The organism is Mesorhizobium sp. M6A.T.Ce.TU.002.03.1.1 (genome assembly GCF_003997275.1).
Taxonomy (GTDB): Bacteria; Pseudomonadota; Alphaproteobacteria; order Rhizobiales; family Rhizobiaceae; genus Mesorhizobium; species Mesorhizobium mediterraneum.
Genome location: NZ_RZTI01000025.1, coordinates 1 through 25,854, shown reverse-complemented (window position 1 = coordinate 25,854; position 25,854 = coordinate 1). Strand labels below are relative to the sequence as shown.

17 protein-coding genes are annotated in these 25,854 nt (G+C 60.1%); 2 read left to right on the top strand and 15 right to left on the bottom strand.

Annotation, left to right across the window (positions count from 1 at the left end; translation table 11 throughout):
• Positions 1 to 15: 15 nt before the first annotated feature.
• A complete protein-coding gene (locus EOC93_RS10740) occupies positions 16 to 2,262 on the bottom strand; it encodes an OmpA family protein (protein WP_127204589.1) in 2,247 nt (748 codons plus the stop codon).
• A gap of 7 nt (positions 2,263 to 2,269) precedes the next feature.
• Positions 2,270 to 2,935: a hypothetical protein gene (locus EOC93_RS10735; protein WP_127204588.1), complete on the bottom strand. Its 666-nt coding sequence runs from the start codon at positions 2,933 to 2,935 to the stop codon at positions 2,270 to 2,272.
• A 914-nt stretch (positions 2,936 to 3,849) separates the two neighbouring features.
• Between EOC93_RS10735 and EOC93_RS10725 the strand changes: the two genes are divergently transcribed.
• Complete coding sequence (locus EOC93_RS10725; protein WP_127204587.1) at positions 3,850 to 6,711, top strand: trifunctional glycosyltransferase/class I SAM-dependent methyltransferase/polysaccharide deacetylase; 2,862 nt, start codon at positions 3,850 to 3,852, stop codon at positions 6,709 to 6,711.
• A 49-nt stretch (positions 6,712 to 6,760) separates the two neighbouring features.
• Here EOC93_RS10725 and EOC93_RS10720 read toward each other — a convergent pair whose 3' ends face one another.
• The 5 genes from EOC93_RS10720 to EOC93_RS10700 form a co-directional block, all read right to left on the bottom strand.
• Positions 6,761 to 7,441, bottom strand: a complete 681-nt coding sequence (locus tag EOC93_RS10720; protein WP_095483609.1) for a redoxin domain-containing protein — start codon at positions 7,439 to 7,441, stop codon at positions 6,761 to 6,763.
• A gap of 18 nt (positions 7,442 to 7,459) precedes the next feature.
• Positions 7,460 to 10,759: an adenylate/guanylate cyclase domain-containing protein gene (locus EOC93_RS10715; RefSeq protein WP_127204586.1), complete on the bottom strand. Its 3,300-nt coding sequence runs from the start codon at positions 10,757 to 10,759 to the stop codon at positions 7,460 to 7,462.
• Between the two features lie 291 nt (positions 10,760 to 11,050).
• A complete protein-coding gene (locus tag EOC93_RS10710) occupies positions 11,051 to 12,436 on the bottom strand; it encodes a hypothetical protein (protein ID WP_095483611.1) in 1,386 nt (461 codons plus the stop codon).
• A 203-nt stretch (positions 12,437 to 12,639) separates the two neighbouring features.
• On the bottom strand, positions 12,640 to 13,164 hold the full coding sequence (locus tag EOC93_RS10705) for a GNAT family N-acetyltransferase (protein ID WP_095483612.1): 525 nt from the start codon (positions 13,162 to 13,164) through the stop codon (positions 12,640 to 12,642).
• Between the two features lie 48 nt (positions 13,165 to 13,212).
• Positions 13,213 to 14,058, bottom strand: coding sequence for a hypothetical protein (locus EOC93_RS10700; protein ID WP_095483613.1), 846 nt, complete (start codon positions 14,056 to 14,058; stop codon positions 13,213 to 13,215).
• A 206-nt stretch (positions 14,059 to 14,264) separates the two neighbouring features.
• Here EOC93_RS10700 and EOC93_RS10695 point away from each other — a divergent pair, with 206 nt between their 5' ends.
• On the top strand, positions 14,265 to 15,680 hold the full coding sequence (locus EOC93_RS10695) for an adenylate/guanylate cyclase domain-containing protein (protein WP_095483614.1): 1,416 nt from the start codon (positions 14,265 to 14,267) through the stop codon (positions 15,678 to 15,680).
• A 67-nt stretch (positions 15,681 to 15,747) separates the two neighbouring features.
• Here the strand turns inward: EOC93_RS10695 and EOC93_RS10690 are convergent, their stop codons facing one another.
• The 8 genes from EOC93_RS10690 to EOC93_RS10655 form a co-directional block, all read right to left on the bottom strand.
• Complete coding sequence (locus EOC93_RS10690) at positions 15,748 to 16,227, bottom strand: class I SAM-dependent methyltransferase (protein ID WP_095483615.1); 480 nt, start codon at positions 16,225 to 16,227, stop codon at positions 15,748 to 15,750.
• 147 nt (positions 16,228 to 16,374) lie between these two features.
• Complete coding sequence (locus EOC93_RS10685; RefSeq protein ID WP_095483616.1) at positions 16,375 to 17,556, bottom strand: ABC transporter permease; 1,182 nt, start codon at positions 17,554 to 17,556, stop codon at positions 16,375 to 16,377.
• Complete coding sequence (locus EOC93_RS10680; protein ID WP_095483617.1) at positions 17,553 to 18,551, bottom strand: ABC transporter permease; 999 nt, start codon at positions 18,549 to 18,551, stop codon at positions 17,553 to 17,555. The genes EOC93_RS10685 and EOC93_RS10680 overlap by 4 nt, the downstream gene beginning before the upstream one ends.
• Positions 18,552 to 18,553: 2 nt before the next feature.
• Complete coding sequence (locus EOC93_RS10675; RefSeq protein WP_095483618.1) at positions 18,554 to 20,452, bottom strand: ABC transporter substrate-binding protein; 1,899 nt, start codon at positions 20,450 to 20,452, stop codon at positions 18,554 to 18,556.
• Positions 20,449 to 22,344 carry an ABC transporter ATP-binding protein gene (locus tag EOC93_RS10670; RefSeq protein ID WP_095483619.1) on the bottom strand — a complete coding sequence of 632 codons (1,896 nt, stop codon included), beginning with the start codon at positions 22,342 to 22,344 and terminating at the stop codon, positions 20,449 to 20,451. Before EOC93_RS10670 ends, EOC93_RS10675 begins: the two co-directional genes overlap by 4 nt.
• 163 nt (positions 22,345 to 22,507) lie before the next feature.
• Complete coding sequence (locus EOC93_RS10665; RefSeq protein ID WP_095483620.1) at positions 22,508 to 23,848, bottom strand: adenylate/guanylate cyclase domain-containing protein; 1,341 nt, start codon at positions 23,846 to 23,848, stop codon at positions 22,508 to 22,510.
• 97 nt (positions 23,849 to 23,945) lie between these two features.
• On the bottom strand, positions 23,946 to 25,289 hold the full coding sequence (locus EOC93_RS10660) for a nucleotide sugar dehydrogenase (RefSeq protein WP_127204585.1): 1,344 nt from the start codon (positions 25,287 to 25,289) through the stop codon (positions 23,946 to 23,948).
• Positions 25,290 to 25,403: 114 nt separating this feature from the next.
• Positions 25,404 to 25,854 (bottom strand): DUF3095 family protein (locus tag EOC93_RS10655; protein WP_127204584.1); only part of this gene is annotated, 451 nt, incomplete at its 5' end.

Below are 25,854 nucleotides of genomic sequence, written 5' to 3'. Positions count from 1 at the left end.
TATCCTGGGCTCCGCCTAGTGGAAGTTTACCGTAACCGAAACTCTGCGATTGGCGGAGCTCCCGGTTCGGCTATTCTCAGTCTCCGCCGGCTCAAAGGTGCCCGCGCCGCGAACCAAAAGCGATTCCGGAGCGACGCCGCGCTTCTTGAGAAGCGCACGAACTGTCTCGGCGCGGGCGGCGCTGATTGACGCGTTGGTCGTCTCACGGCCCACGGCGTCCGAATGGCCAGTCAACATGAACTGTGCTGTTACGCCCGCCTTGCGGGCGTCCTTGGCCAATTCCTTCAACTGATTCGCCAATTTGTCGAGAACTGGCAGTTGCTCTGGTCCCGGTACAGCCTTGCCAGAATCGAAGAAAATGTCGACCGCTTGGATAGCCTCCCTCAAACGAGTGAGTTCCTGAGGGGTCAACTCGCGCAGCTCGGAAATTTCTAGAGAGAGTCCGTCCGCGGCCAGTTGTTGGGCGGCGACCCGCGCCCGATCTATCCAGGCGGCAGGAGCCTCACCCACGAGAACGATGCGATCCTTGATGATCGAAAATCGTACTGAATCCGGCGGGGCCAGCGATGCCATCAGCCGCTTCACCACGAACTTCGGATCAAGGCTCTGATAGAATTGCCACTGCGAATGAACGCGAGCCGGATCAACCCCTGTTCCGGACAGCAGAGCCTGCGGGTCGGCGGCCTGCGGGTCTCTCAGGCCGGCAATATAGAATTGGCCATCGCGCACCTTTTGTTCGGCAACGATGATGCCCGGCTGGGTACTCAGCCGCGACACATAGGCCTGCCAGTGCTCCGCCGCGCGTGCTTCGGGGCTCACATCACGAACCTTGGAGATGTCGAATTCCGGTCCGCCTGCCGAAAGCTGTCGGGCCGCTGCGCGTGCCCGATCTATCCAGGTGTCGGGAGCCTCACCCTCGGCAATGATGCGATCATTGACGATCGAAAGTCGTACTGAATCCAGCGGAGCCAGCGACGCCGTCAGCCGCTTCAGCACGAACTCCGGCTCAAGGCTCTGATAGAATTGCCAGTGTGAATGAACGCGGGCGGGATCGACCTGCGTTCCGGACAACAGTGACTGCGGGTCGGCGGCAAGCGGGTCTCTCAGGCCGGCAATATAGAATTGGCCATCGCGCATTTTTTGTTCGGCAACGATGATGCCCGGCTGGGTACTCAGCCGCGACACATAGGCCTGCCAGCGCTGCCCGGATTGCCAGGAAAGAAAGAACCAACCGCCTGCCGGAATCAAAACCAGCAGGACTGCAGCCACCACCAGCCACGGAAATCCCTGGTTTGAGTCCTCCTGCTTCAGTTCAACGCAGGTCTGCAACTGCATCTCTACGCCGGCCAGCTGCGAACTGTCGCCGTCAAACTGCTCTAAAGCCTGTGAGCATTCATCATGGATGCGAAGCAACACATCGCGAATTATTTCATGTAATTCCTCTGGCGGATTTCCCCGGATCACCGCAACCAACGTCGCAAACGGTCCAACTTCTGACCAGAGACGAAGCTCCCCAAAACGGATAGTGTCCAGGCCGCTCTGTTCTTTCTCGTTAAATGAATCTTTCACAAAATCTTGAATTGCACTAAGCATCGAAGAAATGAGTTGAGGATCTTCGCTAGTTGCATTATCGGCAGTTACATGCGCTATCAAAAGCCCGGAATTGCGGTTAATGAGAAAGACATGTTCTACACGGTAGACAAGTGAATGCTTAAGAACAACTTCTGAGAAGCTTGCTCCAGTTCTCCAAGCTTCAAATCTCCACTTGAGCCCATGCCAGGTAAATATATGTCTTAAAGTTTCATTCAGCGACTGAAAGGTCTGATCGATCTTTTCCCCGATCGACTTGCGAATTGCCGGCAGAAACACCGGGTATAATATATCCGTAAGCGTGCGCGGGCTCTTCTGGATGGACCGTTGCACGGCCCTCTCGACAGCTGGCGCAAGGGCCTCGCCGAGTTGCGCATAAGGCGCGCGTGCGGCTGCACTGGGGAGAACACCCCCAACTGCAGACGCAAGCTGCTCAGGTTCGTCGAGCAGGTGCGTAACTCGTGAAAGCTCCGAAATTTCACGGCCGACCAGCAACTGGCGCAGCGTTTCCATGCGAGGATCGGCGGTTGGAACTCCGTCGAAACGCGCACGATAGTCCGGATCAACGTTCCGGGCAATTTCGACCAACAGACTAGCCAGAGCCTCGCGATCAATCTCTGTATCGTTCGAAGCCGCTTGAGGAAGGCTGATTGGGTCGACGGTCGACGTCAAGTTCCGATCAACTCACTTTCCAGCTACGTTCCGAGTTGCTCTTGCTGCCGACGGGATCCTGATTTAGACATTTTGCAACCTCGACAAACAGGCCAGCCAAAAGATTTCGGTCGGTCTTGACGTTGCTGAGATCGGAAAACATTTTCTCCATTACCATCTGAATGGTTTCATTCTTTTGCTTGATTTCCTCACGCAGCGATTGATCGCTTCGATTTATCCGGTCCGCAACTTCGCGCTCAAGCTCGCTCAATTGATCCGACAACGCGCGCACCTGCTTTTCAAGCGCCTGATTTTGCTCGCGAAGATTCCGGTCAATCTCCTTGTCGGCCTCGGCTCGTGCATTTTTTTCGTTCCGCAATTGCCCCGCAAGCGATTCGACCTGCTTCTTTGCATTTGACTCGTACATTTCCAGATTGCGCTTTGCCTCGGATTCGACATCCTTGAAGCGCTGCAAGAACCGTTCTTCAAGCTTGGAAAAACGGCGGTCATAGTCCTGCATCTGGTTGCCGAACAGCAGATCACGTATCTTGTCGACACCTACAGCGTCGCCGGGGCCTCCGCTCTCGCGAGCCTGGGCCGCCATGAAGGCCAGCCCGTTTCCGTCTGCATTACCTATTAGATTTACGTCCGCTTTATTTGCTGGAGAAGCGCTATTCGAAGATTCCTTGGCCATCCTTGTGCCCCTTCTTTTGAACAACTGCCACAGTGCGAAACTCAGAAACGGACAAGAATGTCAGCAAAATACCCGGCTCGCAAGCCGGAATCTTCTTGACCTAAGCCAATTCGTGCGTCCCTTTTACATCTCTTGGACTAGCAGCAAATAAACGAGCTCCGAATGGTGTAGCTTTCTCATCTCTTGTTATAGATGCCATAATCAGCTAATCTAATCGACAATTGGATGAGATCTACTATCGAATTGAGCAATACAATATTAGGCTATATCTAATGGAGCGCAATTAAGTAGCGCTGACTCATTAGAAATATCTAAATTAGATGATATGGCGGTGCACATACTGCCTCGCATCCGGCTGTATACTGCGACGATCGGCTTCCGATGCGGGCCCAACCGTAGAAGGAAGGTGTTCTTTCGCACGGAGAATGGCTGTTCGAGAGTGCACCTCGGTGTCGAGGCATTTCGGTCGATAGGAGGGGAACAGTAGTCCCGACAACTGCAGTCATTCACACCAAGCTTCCGTGGGCTTGCTTGGTTGCGCCCCGATTGCAAAGGACGTCAGTTTGCCATAGCTATTTCACTCGTACGGCGCCAGGGACCGCAGCTTATGGTCATGGCGCCGATTCCGGGGATCGACATGAGTATGCGGCGTGCTTGCTTTGACGTGCATCTGCGACAGCTGGCGCCCAAGCTCGGCGGCACGGATGCGAATGCTGCGCCAGGCTTCCAGCATCGGTACCACGACAGGAGCAAGCTCCCTTTGCAGCCCAATAGTGGCGTCGCGGCGGCTCGGAAGAATTCGCAGAACACTGTTTGGACACAGCGTCCCTAAGGACCGTTTCCTTTGCCAGGAATTCGCGGGCTATGTTCCGGGAGCCTTGTTCTACCTTCGAACCAGGCGCGGGTAAGACGGCGTGGCGCATAATCCCTTGGTTTCAATCGTGGTTCCTGCGCACAACGCGGAGGCAACGCTGGCGCGCGCACTCGATTGCCTTCTCGATCAGGAAATAGTGGATTGGGAGGCGATCATCATCGACGACGCCTCCACTGACCGCACCTCCGCGATCATCGCCGGTTATGTGGAGCGCGATGCCCGATTTCGGACATTGAACTCTTGCGCGTATAGCGCCGCCGGCGCGCGCAATAGCGGGATTTCGACAGCGCGCGGCCATTGGCTGATGTTTCTGGATGCGGACGATTGGGTGGATGCCAGCTTCCTTGCGAAAATGCTGGCCGCGGTGAAAACAGCTCCCGATGCAGTGGCGGCCTATTGCGGTTCTCGGCGCGTGATGCCCGATGGCGAACTCACCCCGCCGAGCATCTCGACGGAGGTTGCGACCCAGCCCTTCGAAACAATCGCCCGCCGGTGTGCCATCCGCACTCACGCGCTGCTAGTCGACCGGGAGACAATTGTCGAGTTGGGCGGTTTCGATGTGTCGCTGCGCACCTGCGAGGACTGGGATCTGTGGCAGCGCCTCGCGCGTCTAGGCAAAAATTGGGTGATGGTCGACGAGCCGCTCGCTTTCTATCGAGCCAGCCCCAACTCGCTCAGCCGCAATTCGGCGCAGATGCTGGTAGATGCGGAAATCGTGATCACCCGCGGCTTTTCTCCTGATCCCAGGGTCAAACACCCAGCATCAGCACACGCCAATGGAGCGATCGAGGCGAGCGGCCACACCGCTTCCGAGGCACTCGCGTGGTTCGCGTTGTGGAACGCCGCGTCGGATTGCGGCTGCGGCTCACGCTCGATCAACCCGCAGTCGCTGCGCGCGCTCCCGGCAGGACGTAAGTGGGCGCGTGAGATCGCCAAGGTGGCCTTTGATGGCCTTATGGTAGGAAGCTTATCGGTGCCAGCGCAATTGGCTGCCAGGTGGGACAGGTTCGGCGGCTCCTTCACCGAGTTGATCATCGAACTCGGCAAGCTCTGGGACAACCCCGTCGCGGGTCGCCGCGTCCAGTATCACCTTGAGCAAATGCTTCTCGACGTCGACGATCTTGCCGCGCCGCGCAGGCTGGCGCGGACACTTGGAATTCGCGTCGACGGTCGAAATCCGGCCTCGACCGAAATTCCGCAAGGAATCGATCAAATCTATGCCTATCTGATGATGGATGGCCAGATCGAGGCTGTCGTGCAATTCGGCGTGCTCGGGACAGTGACAAGGCGTCATTGGATTGAATTGCTCCTGAATGTCGGGCCCCCTGAGCGGCTTGAACGCCGGTCCGATCCGGACAGTCACTTCGGCAGACTCGCCCAATTGGCCGAGGAAGCGCGGGAGCTGGTTAGGTCGAGCGCCGAACCTGCGGAGCCTCCCGCGGCGCCGCGCCGCGCACGGGTCAGGCACGACAAGGATCGCACGTCGTTCTGGAATGGCTATTTCGCGACCGAGGATCCCTGGAACTACGGTTCGCCCTATGAGCAGGAAAAATATCAGCGGCAACTCGAAATTCTGCCTGCCGGTCCCATCGAACGGGCGCTTGAGCTGGCCTGCGCGGAGGGCCATTTCACGCGGCAGCTGGCGCCGCGAGTGGGCCATTTGACCGCAACCGACATCTCCGCCATAGCCATCGAACGGGCCCGCGCGCGATGCGGCGATCAGCCGAATATTGAATTCGGCGTACTGGATTTCTCTGCCGACACGCTGCCGGGTGAGATGGATCTGATCTTCTGTTCGGAAGTGCTTTACTATCTGGATGATCTGGCCGAGTTGCGGCGCATCGCCAAAAAATTCGCAGAGGCGTTGGCGCCTGGCGGCAGTTTCATCAGCGCACACGCATTCGTGCTGCGTGACAATGTTGAAAGGACGGGCTTCGACTGGAACACATTCGGTGCACAAGCGATCTCGGAGACGCTGGCAGCGACTGAAGGCCTCGTCTTGGAGCAATCGATCCAGACCGAGCTCTATCGCATAGACCGCTTCCGCCGCCTGTCACCCGACGACGTGGCTACGGAACCGATGATAGATCATGTGCCAATCCGCGCGCGCATCGAAATCGGGGTCGCGCGAAATATCGTCTGGGGCGGCGCGCGGGCCTTGCGCCGCGACGTTGCGCGTAGCGAGCGGCGGCAGCGTATTCCTGTCCTCATGTATCACAGCGTCTCCGATGATGGTCCGGCCGCTCTCGCCCGTTTTCGGCTCACGCCCGCCGCATTCGCCAGCCAGATGGCATGGCTGCGCTCCAATGGCTTTCACGCGATTGGGTCTGAGCAGTTGGAAGAGTTCATCGCCAACCGTCGCCCTTTCGTTGGTCGCCCAGTGCTCGTCACCTTCGATGACGGCTTCCAGAACTTTGCCGACCACGCCTGGCCGACCTTGCGCGCGAACGACCTGACCGCGGAAGTGTTCCTGGTGACGGACTTGGTGGGTGAAAGTGCACAGTGGGACGCCTATACCGGTCCGCCGACGCAGCTTATGGACGCCGGGACGGTGCGGCGCCTCTCCGCCGAAGGTGCGTTCTTCGGAAGCCATCTGGCGACGCATCGCGCAATCGATGGTCTGTCGAGTTCTGACTTGGCCGCTGAGCTCCTGCGCTCTCGTATGTTTATCGAACGGTGGACCGGTCGGCCAACCACGGCGTTCGCGGCACCCTTCTCTGTCGCCGACCGACGGCTTGGCAGGCTGGCCAAGGAGTGCGGCTATCGAATCGGCTTCGGCGGCAGACACGGGTCGGCGGGCCTCGACTGCGATCCCATCGACCTTCCGCGCATCGAGATTCGCGGAGACCGCTCACTCGATGACTTTGTTGCCATTGTCGAGGCTGTGCTCGAAGAGCGGTGAACTTGTCAGTGTCATTTCAGTGTCCCGCTCGTTTACCTCGTTCGCAAATCTATTGGGCGACTTGGGACACGGCTGACATCAGCTCCTGCGGGTTTGGCGCCCCAAACATGTATCGCCCACCCTCTGGAACCTCCGTGAAGCTCCAGCGGACGATCCCCTGCCGGTCCAGCAGGAACTGACCGACCAGTTGTCCGTGTCCCGTTGCCATCATCTGCTCGTCGGCTTCGGTCATTTCGTAATTGTCCTTCTTGTCGAGGATTTCGCCGGCCGCAAGAGGATCCATAGGACCGGGCAACTCGCTTGGTATGTCGACCCGCATATCCATTACCGCTGCCATCGAGACCTTGTACGGCCATTTCGTCTCGTTTTGGGTGAATTCGAGATTGGGCAGTCCAAAAGCACGATGTGAAGCGCGTTCAGGGTCGGAGGCCGCGAGCAGATTCGGTATCGGGTGGTAGCGGAAATAGAGACGCGCCCGTTCGATCGGCGTGTTGACCACCGTCAGGCTCTCCACGCCCTTTTCGCGCAGTTCCGGATCAAGCCGCGCCTGGGCGGCGATATGGCGCCGGCAAAACGCACAATGCAGACCTCGAAACAGGCCGACCAGCACCGGTTTTTGTCCGCGAAAGTCGTCAAGCGCAATCTTGCCTTCCTGGGTAATGGCGTCGAGAACCAAGTTCGGCGCACGGTCGCCCGGTTGAAGCGGTACCAAGTCAGCACGCGCGGACATTTCCAACCTCCAACCCGGCTAGTCGAGAAAAGGCAGCACCACAAGCGCTTCCGGGTCGAGCCCGTGCTGGGCGCATATTCCCTGCGCCAGGGAAAAGTAGCGTTCGGCCTCGGCCAGATTGTCGAGGTCGAGGTTAAGCGTTGCGAGCCCATCATAGCACGGAAACAGCAGTTGGGGCTCGCCCGTTTCGCGGGCTACGTCGAGTGCTTCGTGGAACAAGCCAATCGCCAGTTCCGGACGGCCGTTGCACTGGTGGATCTGCCCAAGCACGATCAACGGCACCGGCAGGTGCTCGCGCTGGTCGAGCGCCCGGTCGATCTCGATGGCCTTCTCGGCAGCAGGCACGCCCTCCCTTGGACAGCGATCCGTGAAAGTACAACAAGCGACCGCCAGATTGGCGAGGAGGCGCGCCTGGAAACCCAAATCACCAATATGGCGCGCCACTTCAAGACCGCGCCTACAGACCTCCATCGCCTGTGCCGGATCGATGGTCGTGTAAAGCACGCCGAGATTGGTGTAGCCGCGGCACGCCGCGCCCAGTAGACCGGCGGCTTCGGCCAATTCAATGCTACGCTCAACCTGACGCACGGCTTCACGGTTTTGCCCAAGGCGAGCCAGCGCAACAGCCTTGGTATTAAGTGCCTCGGCGGTCACGAGAGTGGCATCACACCCTACCTCGGAGACATGCTCCGTTGTCAGAGAGCGTACGCAATCCAGCGCCGCGTCTGCCCATTTTGCCGCGCGAGCGTGATCTCCGCTACGGAACGCCTGTCGGCCACGTTCTTGCCAGAGATGCGCCTGCTCGATCGGGGCATCCGCTCCATCGAGGAGCGCTGCCGCTTCAGCATAGCGGGATTCTGCGTTGTCCCGCTTGCCGACGTCCCAGAGCAGCCGACCGATCTTGCGTAAAACGCGCGCCGAAGCGACACGATCGGCTGACTCGCGGTATGCCTGCAACACCGTCTCGTAGTGGTGGTGCGCGATCTCGCGGCGGCCTACCGGGCCGCTCAAATCGGCAATGCGCTCTGCAATTGCCAGTTTGAGCGGTGTTTGCCCGATCGCGCCCAACGCAGCCAGTGCTCGCTCGTAGAAACGAAGGGCGTCGTCGTTGGCGTATATCATGCGAGCGCGATCGCCCGCCGCCTGCAGGTAATGCGCGCCCCTCTCCCGCTCGGCGCTCTGTGCGAAATGATGACCGAGCACAGTCAAATCCTCGAGCCGTTCCGGCTTGTCGCCGCACAGTTGCTCCAAGGCAGCACCGACCCGCCCATGGATGTCGGTCCGGCGTTGCAGGAGCAGATTCTGGTAGATCACGTCCTGCAGCAATGTTTGCGTAAAGCGGTAGCTTTGCGACGAGACCGAGCCTGATCCGGCAACTTCCTCGATGATTTCCGCATCGCAAAGCAGTTCGCAGCCGGCTTCTAGCCGACCGGGGTCGGCTGTCACGGCTTTCAGAAGTGTGGCATCGAAGCGCGGGCCGATTACCGCGGCTTCCTGGGCCAACCGGCGCACTTCTTGGGGCAGCCGGTCGACGCGAGCAAGCAACATTGCCTGGATAGTGGCGGGAATGCCGGTTGCGACTTCGCCTGCCACAGTCCGCCATCGCTGGCCCTCGCGCATCAGTACACCGCGATCGATAAGGCCGCGAACGATCTCCTCTACAAAAAGGGGGTTGCCGCCCGCGCGCTCGAGGATCTGGTCGAGAAGCCCTCCTGCGGAGTTTACCCAGCTCTCGCCGAAAAGCGCCGCCAGCAGGCTGCGTCCGTCATCATTGTTGAGCGGCGAAAGCCTGAGCGCTGTGTGACTGACCCGACTAGAGTCGAGCTGGCCGTTGTCCGGCGCCGGACGATGCGTGACCAGCAACATCAACCGCGTGCGTTCCAACCTGTCCATCACGAAACGTAGTGCCTCGAGCGACACGGCGTCGGCCCAGTGCAGGTCTTCGACGACAATTAACAGCGGCGACAACGCAAGCCGCCGTTCGATGATTGTGCGGACTGCGTAGAGAATTTGCCGCCGCAACTGCTCTGGCTCGACATGCTGCAAGGTGGCGTCCGGGTCGCCAAGGCCGAGCACATGGTAGAGCAAAGGCATCAGCCGCTTCGCCTCCTCGCCCTGTAGGCCGAGATCGGTAAGCAAGCCTGCGAGCTTCCCCCGCACTTCGTCCCCACTGTCATTTTGCATCATCCCGGCAGCGCTGCGCACCACTGCGCCCAAGGCGCCAAATGATTGTTCGCCCAGCGGTGAACAGGTGGCCAGCCGCACGGCGACGTTGCGAAAACGATCGTCGTCGCCGACACGGGCGACGAACTCCTTCACCAGCCGCGATTTCCCGATACCGGCTTCTCCGACGAGGCGGACAAGTTGGGCCGAGCCGCTGCACGCCTGGTCAAGGCTCGCCAGCATTCTATTGAGCTCCGCACCTCGACCTATTATTGGCGCACTGAGGCCGAGCGCCTCGAGCCCACGTGCTGCACGCGGCGCCGCAAGCGGTGCATCCAGTCGATGGACGAGCACACTGCCAGCCTTGCCGCGAAACACGACATCACCCAGCGGCTCGTAAGAGAAGGCATGCCGGGTTAGCCTATAAGTGAGCTCGCCTACCAGCACCTCACCCGGTGCGGCCAGCGATTGCAGGCGTTGCGCCGTATTCACTGTGTCGCCGGTCACCGAATAGGATTTGGCGGTGCCGATGCCCAATCCACCAGTAACGACGGGACCAGTGTTTATGCCGATGTGGAGTAACAGAGGCGAGCCGGAGTGGGGGGTGCTTTCGCCGAGCCGCGCCGTCCGGGCGATCATGTCGAGAGCGGCGCGAAGCGCACGTTCCGGATCGTCCTCATGCGCAACCGGCGCACCGAACAAGGCGAGCAGTGCATCGCCGATGAATTTGTCGACGAAACCACCAAAGTTTCGCACGGCCGCCGTCCATTCCTTGAACAGTTCGTTCTGCAGCGCTTGCATGACCTCGGGGTCGAGCTGCTCGCTGAGTGTCGTGAAGCCGCAAAGGTCGGCGAACAGGACTGTTACCGTCCGGCGATCGGCGTCAGAGACGGGATGCAGCCCATCTTCGCTTTCGATGTTCGGAAGCAGCGACGGAGTTCGAGAAGGCGGCACAACGGTCCGGCTTGGTGTGGGAGCAGGCCGTTCGACGGTTTTTGCGGGCGCACCGACGCTTGCCCCGCATTTCGGACAGAACTCGAAATCAGGTGCGCAGGGGTAGCCGCAACTGGCGCATGGCACGGGCTGGCGCCTGCCACACCTCGGACAGAAAGCGTAACCGCCCTCAACCTCGAAACCGCAGCCCGAGCAGTCCATAGGACGAGACCTCACTAGGGGCCGTGCCGGCGTGATCTCACTACGCACTTCACGGCCAGGGTATTTCACAAGGATGAACCGATAACCGTCGACCAGCAAGCGGCAGCGCAAATGGGCATCGAACGGTCAGTGTGGGTCCGGTGGCAGAGCGCTGCCGATCAAGGCGGAAGCCGTCGTCGAAATCCCGAAAGGCATCAGCGTCAAGGAAGCGGCCGGATCAGACACCAGAGGCTCACCCATAGATCGCCGTCGCTTGGGGTTGCGGACCAGAAAATCAACCTGAAGCGAGGCTCAGCTCGCCTTGATCTCTGCCTGGCCGATCTTGCGCCATCGGGCGTTTTCGCGAACCAGTTTCAGGTCGTCGGTCGTCTCGGCAAGTGTCCGCAAACGGTATTGCCGGAGCAGGTCCGGGAAGAGCGCCCCTTCCGGTAGGCCGGCAAGCTGCTCGCGGACCGAGATCTTTTCATCGATGACCCGCAGGCCCCAGGCATTTTCCCGAACCTGCAGCTCCGCAGCCAGATCGCGCTCTTCCGGCGAGTTTTCATCTAGCGCAGCCAGCAGGATAGAGTGGAAAAGCGCTACATAACCAATCTGTCTCAGGCCGCCCACAACCCGCACGCGCGGCAATATGGCAAGGACGAGGAACATCAGGAACAAGTTCGGCAGCAGCACGCCGTCCAGCAGCGCCTGCCTGAGATGCGGCCGCTCGAACGGGATGGAAAGACCATTCGGCCTGTCAGGCTCGATCAGGTGCCCGTTCTCGAGGACGAGCTTGCGCACGCGCTCCTCGCGGATGCCCCAGAAATAGGCCGTGGCATTGGGCAGGAATCTGCCAAATGGGCTCGATGCGGCCGCTTGCAAGGCACATTCCAGACGCTGGCGCCTTGCGGGCTCAATGAGCAGCCCGGAAAGAAGGCTGCCATCATGTTCTAGATGCCGCGCCACGGCAGCCGCGGCGAGCCGATCATCGATGAAAACCGGTAGGGCCATGCCGGAACGATCCCAATCGGCGACCAGATCCTCGTTGAGGGCTGTCAGCGCATCGGCGGCGGTTCCAAACACCTTGTCCTGGCTGGCAAGCAGTGTGCCCAGCCAGCGGCTGGCATCCGTTTCGTCGCCCACCGCTTCGAGCGCGCGCTTGTTGAGGGTGACGGGACCGGCCACGCAGGCGCTTTTGCGGCACAGTTTGTGGCGCCCCATGCCAAACAGGTTGACCTTGTCGTCACCGACATCGAGCCATCCCGGCCCCTCCCGGCCAATTGTCTCCATGGTCATCGTCGTTCCCATGAAGCTGAAGAAGGCCGAGAGCCCGTTTTCGACCGCGCCGAGCCAGGCAAGCAGGAGGGCATCGAAGGTGATCCGGTCCATCAGAAGCAGGCAGTGCAGGCCGGACTGAATCACCGGTCTGTGCTCGAACTCTTCGAGGGCCTTGCCGATCTCTTCAGGCTGCATGATCACCCCAAGGCGCTGACGCAGGACTTCGCGCAGGATCGAGCGGGCAGCGATCGCCGGGCCCGAAGCAGGCCTTGCCACCGGCCGCCACAGATGGCGGGCATAATCGGAAACCGGTGCATTCCAGTTCTGCTCTATGTCACGCACAACTTCCGGGCAGAGCAGCGACAGCACTGCCAGAATTTCCACCGGAGGCGTAGGGGTTGGGTCAAAGACAGCGGTCATTGGTCCCGTCTAGCCACTTGCGGCGCAAACGCCAAGGGAGACCAGACGTGCTGGATGCAGCCGGCCCACACGTAGACTGTCAACTCGATCAAAATGGTGTGAGACGAAATTGACCGTATCCTACGGAGCTCTCCATGAGCAATCACCTGTTCGCCGGCACGAATTGTTAGATTGGCCAAACAGTTAAGGCCAAGCAGCGGATCTCAGAACCGCAGCCGGGCCATGCTCAGCAGGTCGTGGTACTGCCCGTCGGTAAAACCGGCCTTCACATGCCGGCCTTCGACCTCGAAGCCGTGGCTTGTGTAGAGACGGACGGCCGGTTCGTTGTCGGCATAGACCGTCAATTCGACCCGCTTCAGGGCGCGCCAGTTGTCGGCCACGTCAAGCAGCGCGCCAAGTATGGCAGAGCCGATGCCCTTGCCGACAAAGGCATCGTCAAGGCCGATATTGATTTCGCCGATATGCGAACGGCGCGGCGAACCCTGCACGACTAGGCTGCCATGGCCGACGACCTTGCCGTCCAACTCCGCAACGATCCAGGTGGTTTCCTGGCCGGACTTGGCGATGCGCCGCTCCACCTGCTCCACCATCTCGAAGGGCATCCTGAGCGTGCCCCAGCGGAAGCCCGGCATGTTGAAGATAGCGCAAAGCGCCTCCGCATCGCTTAGCCGGACGGACCGGAGCTGCGGCTGGATTTTCTCGGAAGATGGCGAGGTCGTGCTGGTCATGGCGCTCCCGGCAAAGCAATCGGCCCGGCACGATGCACCGGACGTCACCTAAAAATCCAGCCGTCTCCGCAACCTATGCCGATTGCGAGCTAAAAACCGGGAGGCGGCGTAGAGTTTGAAGACGCCGCTGATGCCGATCCAGCCGAAAAGGGCGAGCCAGCGCAATGTCCCGGTCGCCGTCCAGTCGATCCGGTGCACCGCAGCGTCGGTGATGACGAGGCCAAGGATGGCAAGCAGGCCAACCAGAAACTGCGCCAAGCCGAGCACCAGCAGTTCCTCGCGCGGCGCGCTTCTCCAGACGAGATACACACCGCCCGCACCGGCGAGGAAGATAGCGCTGTAGACCTGAGCGTGGAAGGCATCGATCGGCCATGGCCAGAAGCCGCTGAATGTCAGGGGAAACAGCAACAGGCCGACTCCATAGAGCCCAAGGATCGCCGATTCCACCGGCATGTAGCCGCGCCATGCGGGGTTTAAGATCACGCCTTTTGCAGAAGGACGGGCCCTGGTCCGCCACAGGAACAGCCCGGATACCGCGACCGAAGCAAGATAGACCAAAAACCAGAGCCAGGGCGCTTTGCGCTCGAAGTTGAAATAGCCGAGATTGATGAACGAAGCCACCGACACGATGACGGTGAAGATGAAGGCCATGACGAGCACGAGCCTGCCGGGCGACCAACGGTTCCAGACCAGCAACGCCACCATCATGACCATTTCGGCGGTGTAGAAGCCGCCGAGGAAGCGGGCATTGAACGGCGTGACGGCCCAAGGCCAGCGCGGCTTGACCAGCACAGGCGCAAAAAACAGGCCGGCGCCTACGATCAGGACGATGATGACCACCACCGAGAAAAGGCGCAGAGCCGCGGGAAATGGCGGGTTGTCGGATGTCGGCATGGGAGAAAGTCCCAAAGATGAATGCCTCATGGACCCATCATAGTGCCGCTTGCGGCCGGTGAAAATCCGCCCGAATGGAAATTGAGCTGTCACCGGCTTATCCATTCGAATGGCCGTACGGTCCGTTTCGAAGTAAGATGGAGCGCTCGGACCGAAAACCGGTCCGGCCAACACGCCTCTAGGGTGCATTTCCCGGAGCCTGCACGATGAACGAAGCTCAGGATCTGTTCTCGCTTCTGCGGCAATCGACCGATGTCGATCTACTGGCAATCGACGCGATCAAGCGAACCATCGAGGAGGGCAACGACCGCGAGCTTTGTCGCATCAATGTGCCAGCCTTCGCCAGCAAGCATGGCCTCGACGAGGAGCGCGCCATAAGCGCCTTTCTCCATGCGGCACGGGTGGGCATCTTCGACATTTCCTGGAATGTTCTATGCCCCGGCTGTGGCGGCGTGCTCGACACCAACGCCACGCTGAAAACCTTGCAGAAGGACGAATACACCTGCGCGCTATGCTCCGAGGGCTATTCGCCGACCCTCGACGAGATGGTCGAGGTGACATTCACCGTCAGCCCCCGCGTGCGCAGGATTGCCGCTCACAATCCACACGAATTGCCGTTGATGGAATATTTTCGCCAGATCTACTGGGCGTCCGGCGTCGATCTGCCGGAAGAGGATTTCGCGAAGAAGATGGAAGCATTCTCGCTGGAGGATATCGAGCTTGCCCCTGGTGAAAAGGCGGTTCTGCCCATACAGCTTCCGTCTGAATTCGTCATCGTCTTCGAGCCGGTCACCCATTCAGTGCAGTTCATCGACGGGAAGGGCGAACCAACAAAAGAGCGCCGAAGCCTCTCTTTGGTGTTCGACCGCGACCATGTCCAGAACCAGACGCTGGAGATGCAACCCGGCCCGTTGCGAATTTCGCTGGAGAACAGGACCGATGCCCGCGTGCTGCCGACGGTCTTCATCGCCGGCCAGGAATTGCATGATTTCCTGGGCAAACGCCGGCCCTTCCTGACCGCCAAGCGCCTGCTCACCAACCAGACTTTTCGCGATCTCTATCGCACGGATACGCTCGACATCAACCAGCGCCTGAAAATCACCAGCCTGACCTTCCTGTTCACCGACCTGCGCGGATCGACCGAGCTTTACGAGCGGGTGGGCGATCTTTCAGCCTTCGATCTCGTGCGCGAGCATTTCCAGGTTCTGCATGAGATCGTCGCGGCGGAGGCAGGCGCGGTGGTGAAGACGATCGGTGATGCGGTGATGGCGACCTTCGCGACGCCTGATCGTGCGATTGCCGCGGCCCTCAGGATGCGCGATGCCATGCGTGAGCTCAACGACAAGAGCGGGCGCGAGGATCTGCTGCTCAAGATCGGAGTCCATGCCGGCCCCTGCATCGCCGTGTCCATGAACGAGCGACAGGACTATTTCGGCCAGACGGTCAACATTGCTTCACGGGTTCAGAACCTTGCCAACGCACAGGCGATCTTCGCCACTCGTGCGGTGGTCGACGACAATCTCACCGCCGATCTGTTGCACAGGAACGCGCTGACGCCCGTGCCCCACGAGGTCTCGCTGCGCGGCATTGAGCGGGAGATAGCAGTCTATACGATCCCCTGAAGACTTGGCCCCTGAAGACTTGGCCCCTGAAGATTTGGCCCCTGAAGATTTGGGTCGTCTCGGCCCCTCAGACGCGCCTGCAGAGGAAATAACGATCGGCGGGCTCCGAAGTCGGCGGCGGGAGGCGTTGCAGCAGCGGGTGATCGAGCGGCGTGCCACTGACCGCGAAGCCGCCGACGCGAAGCAGGCGCGCAATCAGATCGGGAAGCCAGGTAGCGGTCACTGCATCGCGATCGTCATAGCCGGTGCCGATGTCGGCATGAACAAGAGCGGCGTCGATGCCAATGAACTTGCGGGCCGTCTCGCGTATTTCGCCGAGCACGAGGTTTTCAGCTTCGGGAATTGAGCTGGCGTGTGCGCCAACTTCGCGGTCGAACACCACGATCCGGCGCCCGGGCAGGCGCTCGCGCAGATGGTGGAACGTCCGGCCATTGCCGAGGCCGAGCTCGAGCACAAGCCCCTCCATCTTCGCCACCTCGGGGCAGATTTGATTGAGAATGTCGCGCTGTGCGGTCATCCTGCTGATGAAATTATCAAGGCGACTCATATGCGATTTATGTCCTGAACCAGCAGCCCCGATCGAGGCTTGCCGCATATAGAGGCGAACGACAAACCCTGCAATAAGCCAACCGGCCGCCGACAAGCGTCATACCGGGTGGAGTCGGCGGCAGGGCCGCGCGGCGGAACAGCGATCTCACTTGTAGGGGTCTGCGGCGTCCCGCAAGCCGTCGCCGAGGAAGTTGAACGCCATGATGACGAGAATGACGGGGAGCATCGGCAAAAGCAGCCATGGATAGAAAGCGATGACGCTGACGCTGCGCGCCTCGGTGAGCAGGATGCCCCAGCTGGTTATCGGGGCCCTCAGGCCGAGCCCGAGGAAGCTCAGCGCCGTCTCGCCCAGGATCATGCCGGGGATGGAGATCGTCGCCGTCGCGATCAGATGCGACATGAAGCCGGGAATGAGATGCCGCCCGATGATGCGGCTGCTTCTGGCGCCCATCAATTGCGCGGCCAGAACATAATCCTCCTCGCGCAAGGCTAGAAGCTTTGAACGCACGGCCCGCGCCAGTCCGGTCCAGTCGAGCAGCCCGAGGATGACGGTGATGCCGAAATAGATCAGGATCGGACTCCAGGTTATCGGCATGATCGCCGCCAGAGCCAGCCACAGCGGAATGCTGGGGATCGATTGCAGAACTTCGATTATCCGTTGAACGATCAGGTCGAAGATACCGCCGTGATAGCCGGCCAGTCCGCCGATGACAATGCCGAGCAGGAAGCTGAAACTGATGCCGACGAGGCCGATTGTCAGTGAAATGCGTGCGCCATAGATCATGCGCGAGAGCACATCGCGCCCCAGCCTGTCAGTGCCGGCTAGAAAGAGCTGGCCGTTTTCGGCAGGGCAGACAAAATGCCTGTCACCTTCGATCAAGCCCCAGAACTGATAACTGTCGCCCTTGCAGAAGAAACGGATCCGCTGAACATCATCCTTTTTCTCGATGTAGTTCCGCTTGAGCGTGTCCATATCCAGCGTCATCTGGCGGCCATAGACGAACGGACCGACGAACTGGCCGTCGTGGAACAGGTGCACCCGCTGCGGCGGCGAATAGATGTAGTCCATGTTGCGCGTGTGCAGATTGTAGGGCGCCAGGAACTCGCAGATCAGTATCCCGAAATAAAGCGCCGCCAGGAATATGCCTGATATGACGGCAAGCCGGTGCTTCCGGAATTTCCACCACATCAGCCGCAACTGCGACGCCTGAAAGACTTTCGACTGCTCCGGAGTCATCGCCTCGACCGACTGCAGGTCAAAGGGCGCGGTGGAAACATAGTGCTGCAGTGGAGCACCCGGAGCGGGCAGGGGCGAATGCGTGTTCATTTGGTGCTGCCGCCCTGCAAACGAATTCGTGGATCAAGCAGCGCCAGCGCTAGGTCGGAAATCAGGACACCGATGACCGTCAGGAAGGCGAGGAACATGAGGAACGACCCTGCCAGATACATGTCCTGGCTTTGCAGCGCCTTGATCAGCATCGGCCCGGTCGTTTCCAAAGACAGCACTATCGCGGTGATTTCGGCGCCGGAGATGATGGCCGGCAGGATAGAGCCGATGTCGGAAATGAAGAAATTGAGCGCCATGCGCAGCGGATATTTGACCAGCGCCTTGAACGGATGAAGTCCTTTGGCGCGCGCGGTCACGACATATTGCTTGTGTAGCTCGTCGAGAAGATTGGCGCGCAGCCGCCGGATCATGCTTGCCGTGCCTCCGGTGCCGATGATCAACACCGGAATCCAGAGATGGGCGAGGATCGACTTCGCCTTGGCCCAGCTCATCGGCTCGCCGAGATATTGCTGGTCCATGAGATGGCCGATGGATGTGCCGAACCAGATGTTGGCGAAATACATCAGGATCAGCGCCAGCATGAAGTTCGGAATCGCAAGGCCGAGAAGGCCGAAGAAAGTCAGGCCGTAGTCGCCCCAGCTGTATTGATGCGTGGCGGAGTACATGCCGATCGGAAAGGCGATGAGCCAGGTGAAGATGATCGTGACGAAGGAAACCAGCACCGTGAGCCACATTCGGTCCCCGACGACATCGCGAACCGGCAGCTCATATTCGAAGGAATAGCCGAAATCGCCGTGTAGCATCCCGCCGACCCAGTAGAAGTAGCGAATGAGCGGTGGCTGGTCGAAACCATATTCCTCGCGCATCATCTCGATGCGGTCGGAATCCACCGCTTCGCCCTGAGCCCGAAGCTCGGCAACATAGCTGTCGAAATAGTCGCCTGGTGGAAGTTCGATGATCGTGAACACCAGTGCCGATATGACCAGCAGCGTTGGAACCATCACGGCAATGCGCCAGACAAGATATCGAAGCACGCTCAGGAGTCTCCAAGCCAGAATGTATCCGGCATGTAGACACCGAAATAGGCGGTCGGGTCGTAGCCGTAGAGAGCCTTCTCAGGCAGATTGCGCAGCCGCGAGGACGCCAGAACCGGCTGATGCGTTCCGTTCACGGTGCCGATGGAAAACACCTGATCGGTGTAGATCGACAGCATCGAGTTCCAGATTTCGGCGCGCTCCGTGGCTTCGGTAGATGCGTTCCAGCGCTTGAGTAAAGCCATCAACTCGACCACAGGCGGAAGATCGGGCGCCTCACCGACCTTGCCATGAGACAAGTAGTGGGCACCCCAGAGCGGCCATTGCAGCTGGTCGTCGATGGTGGGGGCCAGCTGGTACGGGTTCATGTCGGCGGTCGGCACGCCATTGTCGATGCCCGACCACATCGACATCATGACCTGGCCGCCAAGCGCGCGGCTGCGGAAGATATCGCGCTGCGAAGTCCGGATGAACAGGGCGATGCCGATCTTGCGCCAGTGATCGGTGATGAGTTCGAGCGCGTCGGTTTCCAGCGTGCTTTCGCCGGCCGTTTCCACTATGATCTGCGCAGGGCGTCCATCGGGAAGTATCCGCAGGCCGTCATCGTCACGCGTCTGAAGCCCGACCTCGTCGAGCAGGGCGTTGGCCTGGTCTGGATCATGGGCGACCCAGGCTTTCGCGAATTCCGGCCGGTAGAGCGGGCTCTCCGGCAGGACCGTATCGGCACTTTCCTGTGCCAATCCGTAGAACACAGCCATATTGATCTCGCGCCTGTCCACAGCGAGCGAAAGGGCACGGCGCACGCGCACGTCACGAAAAAGGCCACGCCACACCTGGTCGGAACAATTCAGATTGGGCAGCAGCGCCAGCCGCGAACCCTGTGTGCGTTTCCAGAGATGCATCTTCACCGGGTAGCGCTTCTCCGCGTCCTTCAGGAAGGAGTAATCGCTGAAGTCAATTCCCATGCATTGCAGGTCGCTCTCGCCCGCACCGGTCTTGGCCGAGATGATCGCCGACGAGCTGACATTCATGACGATCCGGTCAACATAGGGCAGTTGCCGGCCATTCTCGTCCATTCGATGAAAGAACGGGTTGCGCTCGAAGACGAATTGCTCGGCCGGCGGTTTGGTCCGGTTCTGCCAGGGATCGAGCGTCGGCAGTTCCGGGTTCTCCGGGCGATACTGCCGCGACATGCGGATATGCAGGAGCGTCCATTTCTTGGCCCGGTTCTCCTTCATCAGGCCGGCGAGCCGGAATGGATCCTGGTATTTCTTGTGGAACTGCTTGAGATAGGCGGCCGGCAGAACAAGCGATAGCGGCGAAGCAGCAGCGAGCTTGGGCAGGAAGTCGGGATTGGGCGCATTCCAACTATAGCGGACCGTCAACGGATCGACGATCTCGAAGCGTGGCGGCCTGCCGTCCGCCAGCAGGGTCGGGGCAAGCCCGCCCTGCGAAAGCTCATCATTCAGCCAGACATCTTCCCAGCAATAGCGAAAATCCTCCGGCGTCAGCAGGCTACCGTCAGACCATTTATGCCCTTCCCGAATCTTGAAAGTGAAGACGCGATCATCCGCTACGTCGAAACTTTCGAGAATGTCGGGTTGCAAGTTAAGCTTTTCGTCATAGCCGACCAGGCGAGCATATCCGTAGATCGTCATCATCCGGATATCTTTCTGGCTGCCGATGATCGTGCGCAGCGTGCCGCCATACTGGCCGGGCTGCCGGCCCATCGCGGCGAGGTTCAACGCGCGCGGGCTCTTGGGCAAGCGTTCGGCGAGTGCCGGCAGCGCCCTGGCCTTCAGCCGCGGCTGAAGAAATTCCGGCTCCAGATCGCCGGCGCGCGACGTGCCCGGCAGAAATGCCGAAGCCATGAGTCCAAGGACGGTGCGCCGGCTGATCAATGGCGTAACTCGCTGACATCGGCCGTACGCCGGGCCAGCACGAGGTGGCCGCCGCCAAGGTCGAGCGGCGACAGCATACCCTCGTCGCCTTCGTCGCGGAATTGCGGTCCCCATGCGCTGGTGTCGGAAGCGCCGCCGAGCTGCAGCGTCTTGAAATCCATCGGCCTGTCGAGATCGGGGAAAGGTACTGCAGCTACTAGTGAGCGCGTGTAGGGGTGGACCGGTTTCCTAAGCAGAATTTCGCGCGGCGCGAGCTCGACGATACGCCCGCCGCACATCACCGCGATGCGGTCTGCCATGTAGTCCACCACCGCCAGGTTATGGGATATGAACAGGTAGGTCAGGCCCAGTTCCGTCTGCAGGTCCTTCAGAAGGTTCAGGATTTGCGCCTGGACAGAGACATCGAGTGCCGAAACCGGCTCGTCGCAGATCAGGAGTTCAGGCCCCAGCGCCAACGCGCGCGCGATGCCGATACGCTGACGCTGCCCGCCGGAGAAACTGTGCGGATAACGCTTGATGAAGCGCGGATCGAGCCCGATTGCCTGCATCAGGCTCTTGACCGTGGCGAGTCGGGACGCGGCATTGCCACGTTGATGGATTTCCAGCGGCTCGCTCAAGATGTTCTCCACCGTCATGCGAGGTGAAAGCGACGAAACCGGATCCTGGAAGACCATCTGGATTTTCGCGCGCAGCATGCGCAGGGCGTCTCCCTCGGCTTCCAAGACGTCGATCGGACCATCGCGGCCGTTGAAGATCACAGAGCCGCCGCTAGGGGTGACAGCCCGCATGAGGATCTTGCTGACGGTGGTTTTGCCGCAGCCGCTTTCGCCGACAAGACCCAGGCACTCACCCCGCCTGATATCGAAGCTCACGCCGTCCACGGCGCGAACAGAGGCTTGATGATCTTCGCCGAACCATCCGGACTTGCGGATGGTGAAGGTCTTTGTCAGATCCCTGACCGACAGCAGGATGTCGTCCGGCCCCTTCGATGCCGGCGCCGTCTGCTTGCCGAGCAGGTTCCCGACATTCACCGGCACCTCGCGGAGCGCCTTTAGCCTTTCGCCAGGCTTCAGGTCGAAATGCGGAACGGCTGCCATCAGGCCCTTCAGGTAAGGGTGGCCTGGCCGGCGGAATATCGCCTCCACAGGTCCCGCTTCCATGATCTCGCCCTGGTACATGACTACCACCTCATCGGCGACATTGGCGACCACGCCAAGGTCGTGCGTGATCAGCAGCATCGCCATGTTCAGCTTCGTCTGAAGCTCGCGCAGCAATTGCAGGATTTGCGCCTGGATGGTGACGTCCAACGCCGTCGTCGGCTCGTCGGCGATCAACAGGGCGGGCCGGCAGATAAGCGCCATGGCGATCATGGCGCGTTGACGCAATCCTCCCGAAAGTTCAAAGGGATACATGTCATAGGCGCGCTTGGGGTTGGGAAAGCCGACAAGGCCGAGCATTTTCTCGGTCCGCGCCTTGCGCTCCACCCGAGCCATGGGCGTATGAATCTGCAGGGATTCGCTGACCTGATTGCCGATCGTGTGCAGCGGCGACAGTGATGTCATCGGCTCCTGAAAGATCTTGCCGATGCGGCTGCCTCTCAACGCCCGGATTTCGGGTCCGTCACGCGGCATCTGCAGGATATCCTGCGTCGTGCCGGGCTTTTCAGGATCGGAAAACAGGATACGGCCGCGAACATGGGCTGTGTTCGGCAAAATGCCCATCACTGCCTGGCTGAGAACCGATTTTCCGGAACCGGACTCGCCCACAAGCGCGGTAACCTTGCCGGGCAGGACGCGAAGATTTGCACGCCTGACGGCATGCAAGGGTCCCCCGATAATGGCAAAAGAGATGCCAACATCCTCGATCCGCAGCAGATCAACACCCGAATTCATTCTCACACCAGCCCCACTCTGGCGGCCTGCCAGGCGGCAGGCCCAAAAAGCGAGACTAGCGTATTGCCAGCCTAGAGCAACTTGGATTCGAAACGGTCGCCAGTTCCCTGGCGGAACCGGCGACCGGACTGCATACCAAGGCGTTCGGATCAGATCGTGGCGGTTACTGGAGCTTCCTCGGGTCGGCCGCCGACAGCCGCGCGGCATCGCGATGAAGCAGCATGACCTGCTCGGCGTCCGATATTCGGTCGTAAATCGGCTCCAGCGCACCGTCTTCATCGAGCGCGAGAGCACCCGACAAATCGGGTGAAAGCACCGTCAGCTTCTGCTTGATGCCCGCCAGTTCCTCCTTGCCGAGCGTCAGCCAGCTGTTGGCGCCGCAATAGCTGGCGAAGTCTTTGCTGGCGAGAACGCTGTGCGGATGTTTCTTGGTCAGGGTCTGGAGGCGCTGGACCTCGTTTACAGCCGAGCCGAAGACAGAGAATGTGAGCCGGTCTGTAAGCCCGACGTTGCCGAACATCACATTGCCGACATGCAGGCCGATACCAAACTTTATGTCGCCTAACCCCTGCTCCTTTCTGCGCAGATTGAGATCCATTATGCGCGCGCTGGCCTTGTGCGCTGCCGCAAGAGCAGCCTGGCAAGCGATCTCGGACTGCGAGCGATGCCTTTCGCAAGGGTAGACGGCAATGAAGCCATCACCTATGAAACTCATGATCTGCCCGCCGCTGCGATTGAAAGGTGCGGCAACGGCGTCGAAAAACTGGTTCAGCGTATCGATATAGATTTCGCGGCCGGAGGTTTCGGCAAGCCTTGACGACCCGCGCATATCGGCCATGACCAGTGCGGCCCGGATGGTATCGCCCTCGCCGCGCTTGATCTGGCCGTCCAGCACGCGCCTGCCGGCGTCGCCGCCGAGATAAGTGGTCATCATGTTGTCGGCGAGCTTGGTGAGCACCGCCATCTTGGTTGCGATGGCGAGATGGTTCTGGATGCGCAGCAGCGCCGAAATCATGCTGTCGCTGAAGCCTGCAGCACTGTCGGTGGACCAAGACCCCAGCATGCCCTGACTGGTATTGCCGCTGAAGGGATGCACGAAAGCCATGTAATCGGTGACGCCCATAAGCCTGAGGTCATCGAAAACAGGAAATTCCGACGACACTGACGGGTCGAGCCGGCGCCGCAGATGGTCGAGCTTGTTGCTGAGCAGATGATAGTATGGGCTGGTCAGGAATCTGTCAGAATGAACGCCGTCCTCCTTGCGGAAGCCTTCCACTTCCAGGCCCTGGCCGCGGAGCCAGGTGAAGCCAAGCGCGTCATAAAGCGGATGAAGCATCGAAAAGCTCAAATGCACCCGCTTCAAAGGCAGGCCGGCAGCAGCCAGCCGTTCACAAAAGCCCTTTACCAATGTTTCCAGGTCGTCGCCCGCCAGCGCCGACTGGGTCAGCCAATCGGCAACCTTATCCATGAGAATGGCAGAAATTTCTGCTTGCGCTGTGCTCATGCTATCTCCGAACTCTTGGGCCTCATGTGGCGAGGCTGCCGGCGGGATGCAATCACGATCCTGACAGCGGGCAAAAAATTCGCCGGCTCGGACGCCATCAGGCCTTCACCACCGTCTCTCGGGCTAGCCCGAGACGGCCAAAAACATTGCGTGTGTCGATGATCAGAGGAGCGTGATCAGCGATCGCCTGATAGTCGATCGCGTCGTGGTCGGTTGCAACGACGACAGCGTCGAAATCCTTCAAGGCCACCTCGGTCAAGTCGACCGAGCGACGCCCCTTGATCGCCATATGCTCCCGTGTGGTCGGGATTTCGGTAACATGCGGATCGTGGAATTCCGCCTTGCCGCCCCATTCCTCGATGAGTTCAATGAGCCGCAATGAGGGGCTTTCGCGGATGTCGGGCACATTCTTCTTATAGGCGAGCCCGATGATGAGAATGCGCGAGCGGCTGAGCGCCTTGCCGTGGCGCCGGTCCAGCGCCTTCGCCAGTTCATCGACCACATGACGCGGCATAGCCGTGTTGATCTCTGCCGCCAGCTCGATGAAGCGGGTCGGCAGTTCGTATTCGCGCGCCTTCCACGTCAGGTAGAAGGGATCGATCGGAACGCAGTGCCCGCCAAGTCCAGGGCCAGGATAGAAAGGCATGTAGCCGAAGGGCTTGGTCTTTGCCGCCTCGATCACCTCCCAGATGTCGATGCCCATCGCACCGAGCACGACCTTCAACTCGTTGACGAGGGCTATGTTGACCGATCGGAAGATGTTTTCCGTCAGCTTGACCGCCTCGGCGGTCGCCGTGGTGGAAACCGGAACGACGGTCTTGACCACGCCCTGGTAGAAAGCCTGCACGAGCGTCGCCGCTTCAATGCCGTCACCTGCCACGACCTTGGGGATCGTCGCGACTTCAAAGCTGCGGTTGCCGGGATCCTCGCGCTCGGGCGAGAAGCCGAGGAAGAAGTCTATCTTCGACTGCAAGCCGGTCTTTTCCAGTATGGGCTTGATCACGTCGTCGGTGGTGCCAGGATAGGTGGTCGATTCCAGCACGATCAGCTGGCCGAGACGTAAATGCTTCGCGATGGTGCCTGCCGTGTTTCTGACAAAGGAGAGGTCCGGCTCTCGGTGTTTCGTCAGCGGTGTCGGAACGCAGATGATGATGACATCGCAGACGGCCAGTTCGGCAAAATCCGTAGTGGCGCGGAACCGTCCGATCGCCACCTCGCTGGCAAGGGCTGTGGACGTCACCGCCTCAATATAGGACTGGCCGTTGTTCAGGCTCTCGACCTTCTGGGCTTCGACGTCGAAGCCGGAAACCGGGAAGCCGGCGCGTGCGATCGCAACCGCCAGCGGCAACCCGACATAGCCCAGTCCGATCACGCCGACTTGCGCGGCACGCGTCGAAATCCGGTTCAGAAGACGGTCATATGTCGATCGTGAGGCGTCCAAAAATCTGCTTCCCGTCAATTCGGACAGGCTGTCCGCGCCCATGGCGAGGCGCACCATGGTCCCAAGAACCATTGCCGAGGCATATTGCGGAAAATCGGTTTCCGCAAGCCGTCATCAGACCGGCACCTTCGCCTTCAGGCTTGCGGCAGCAATCGCATAGCCGCCGGCGGCGCCATCGATGAAATGAACGTGATCGCGCTGCAGCGGCGATGCGACGAGGCATGTCATCAAGGCCGATTTCTGGCGGTGCAGGCCATAGTTGCAGATGCCCGCCTCTTCCGCCTGTTTCAGCCGGTTCTCGATCCGTTGCATCACATCCGCGTCAACGTCGATGGTCATCTTCAAGCCGTCGTCGAACTTCCGGAAATCCGAATTGCTGGCCACGTCGCGTTTGTAGATCTTCGGATCGAAACTGCCGATCGTCCAGCCATATCTATCCGTAACAGCCGTAAGCGTCATCAGGAACACTACCCACAGCTTCGATAGCCACCGCCATCCTGCGGGTGCCATGGCCCGGGCCTCGATATCGAGGCCGGCGGGCAGAAAACTGTAGCTCGGCCCGTTC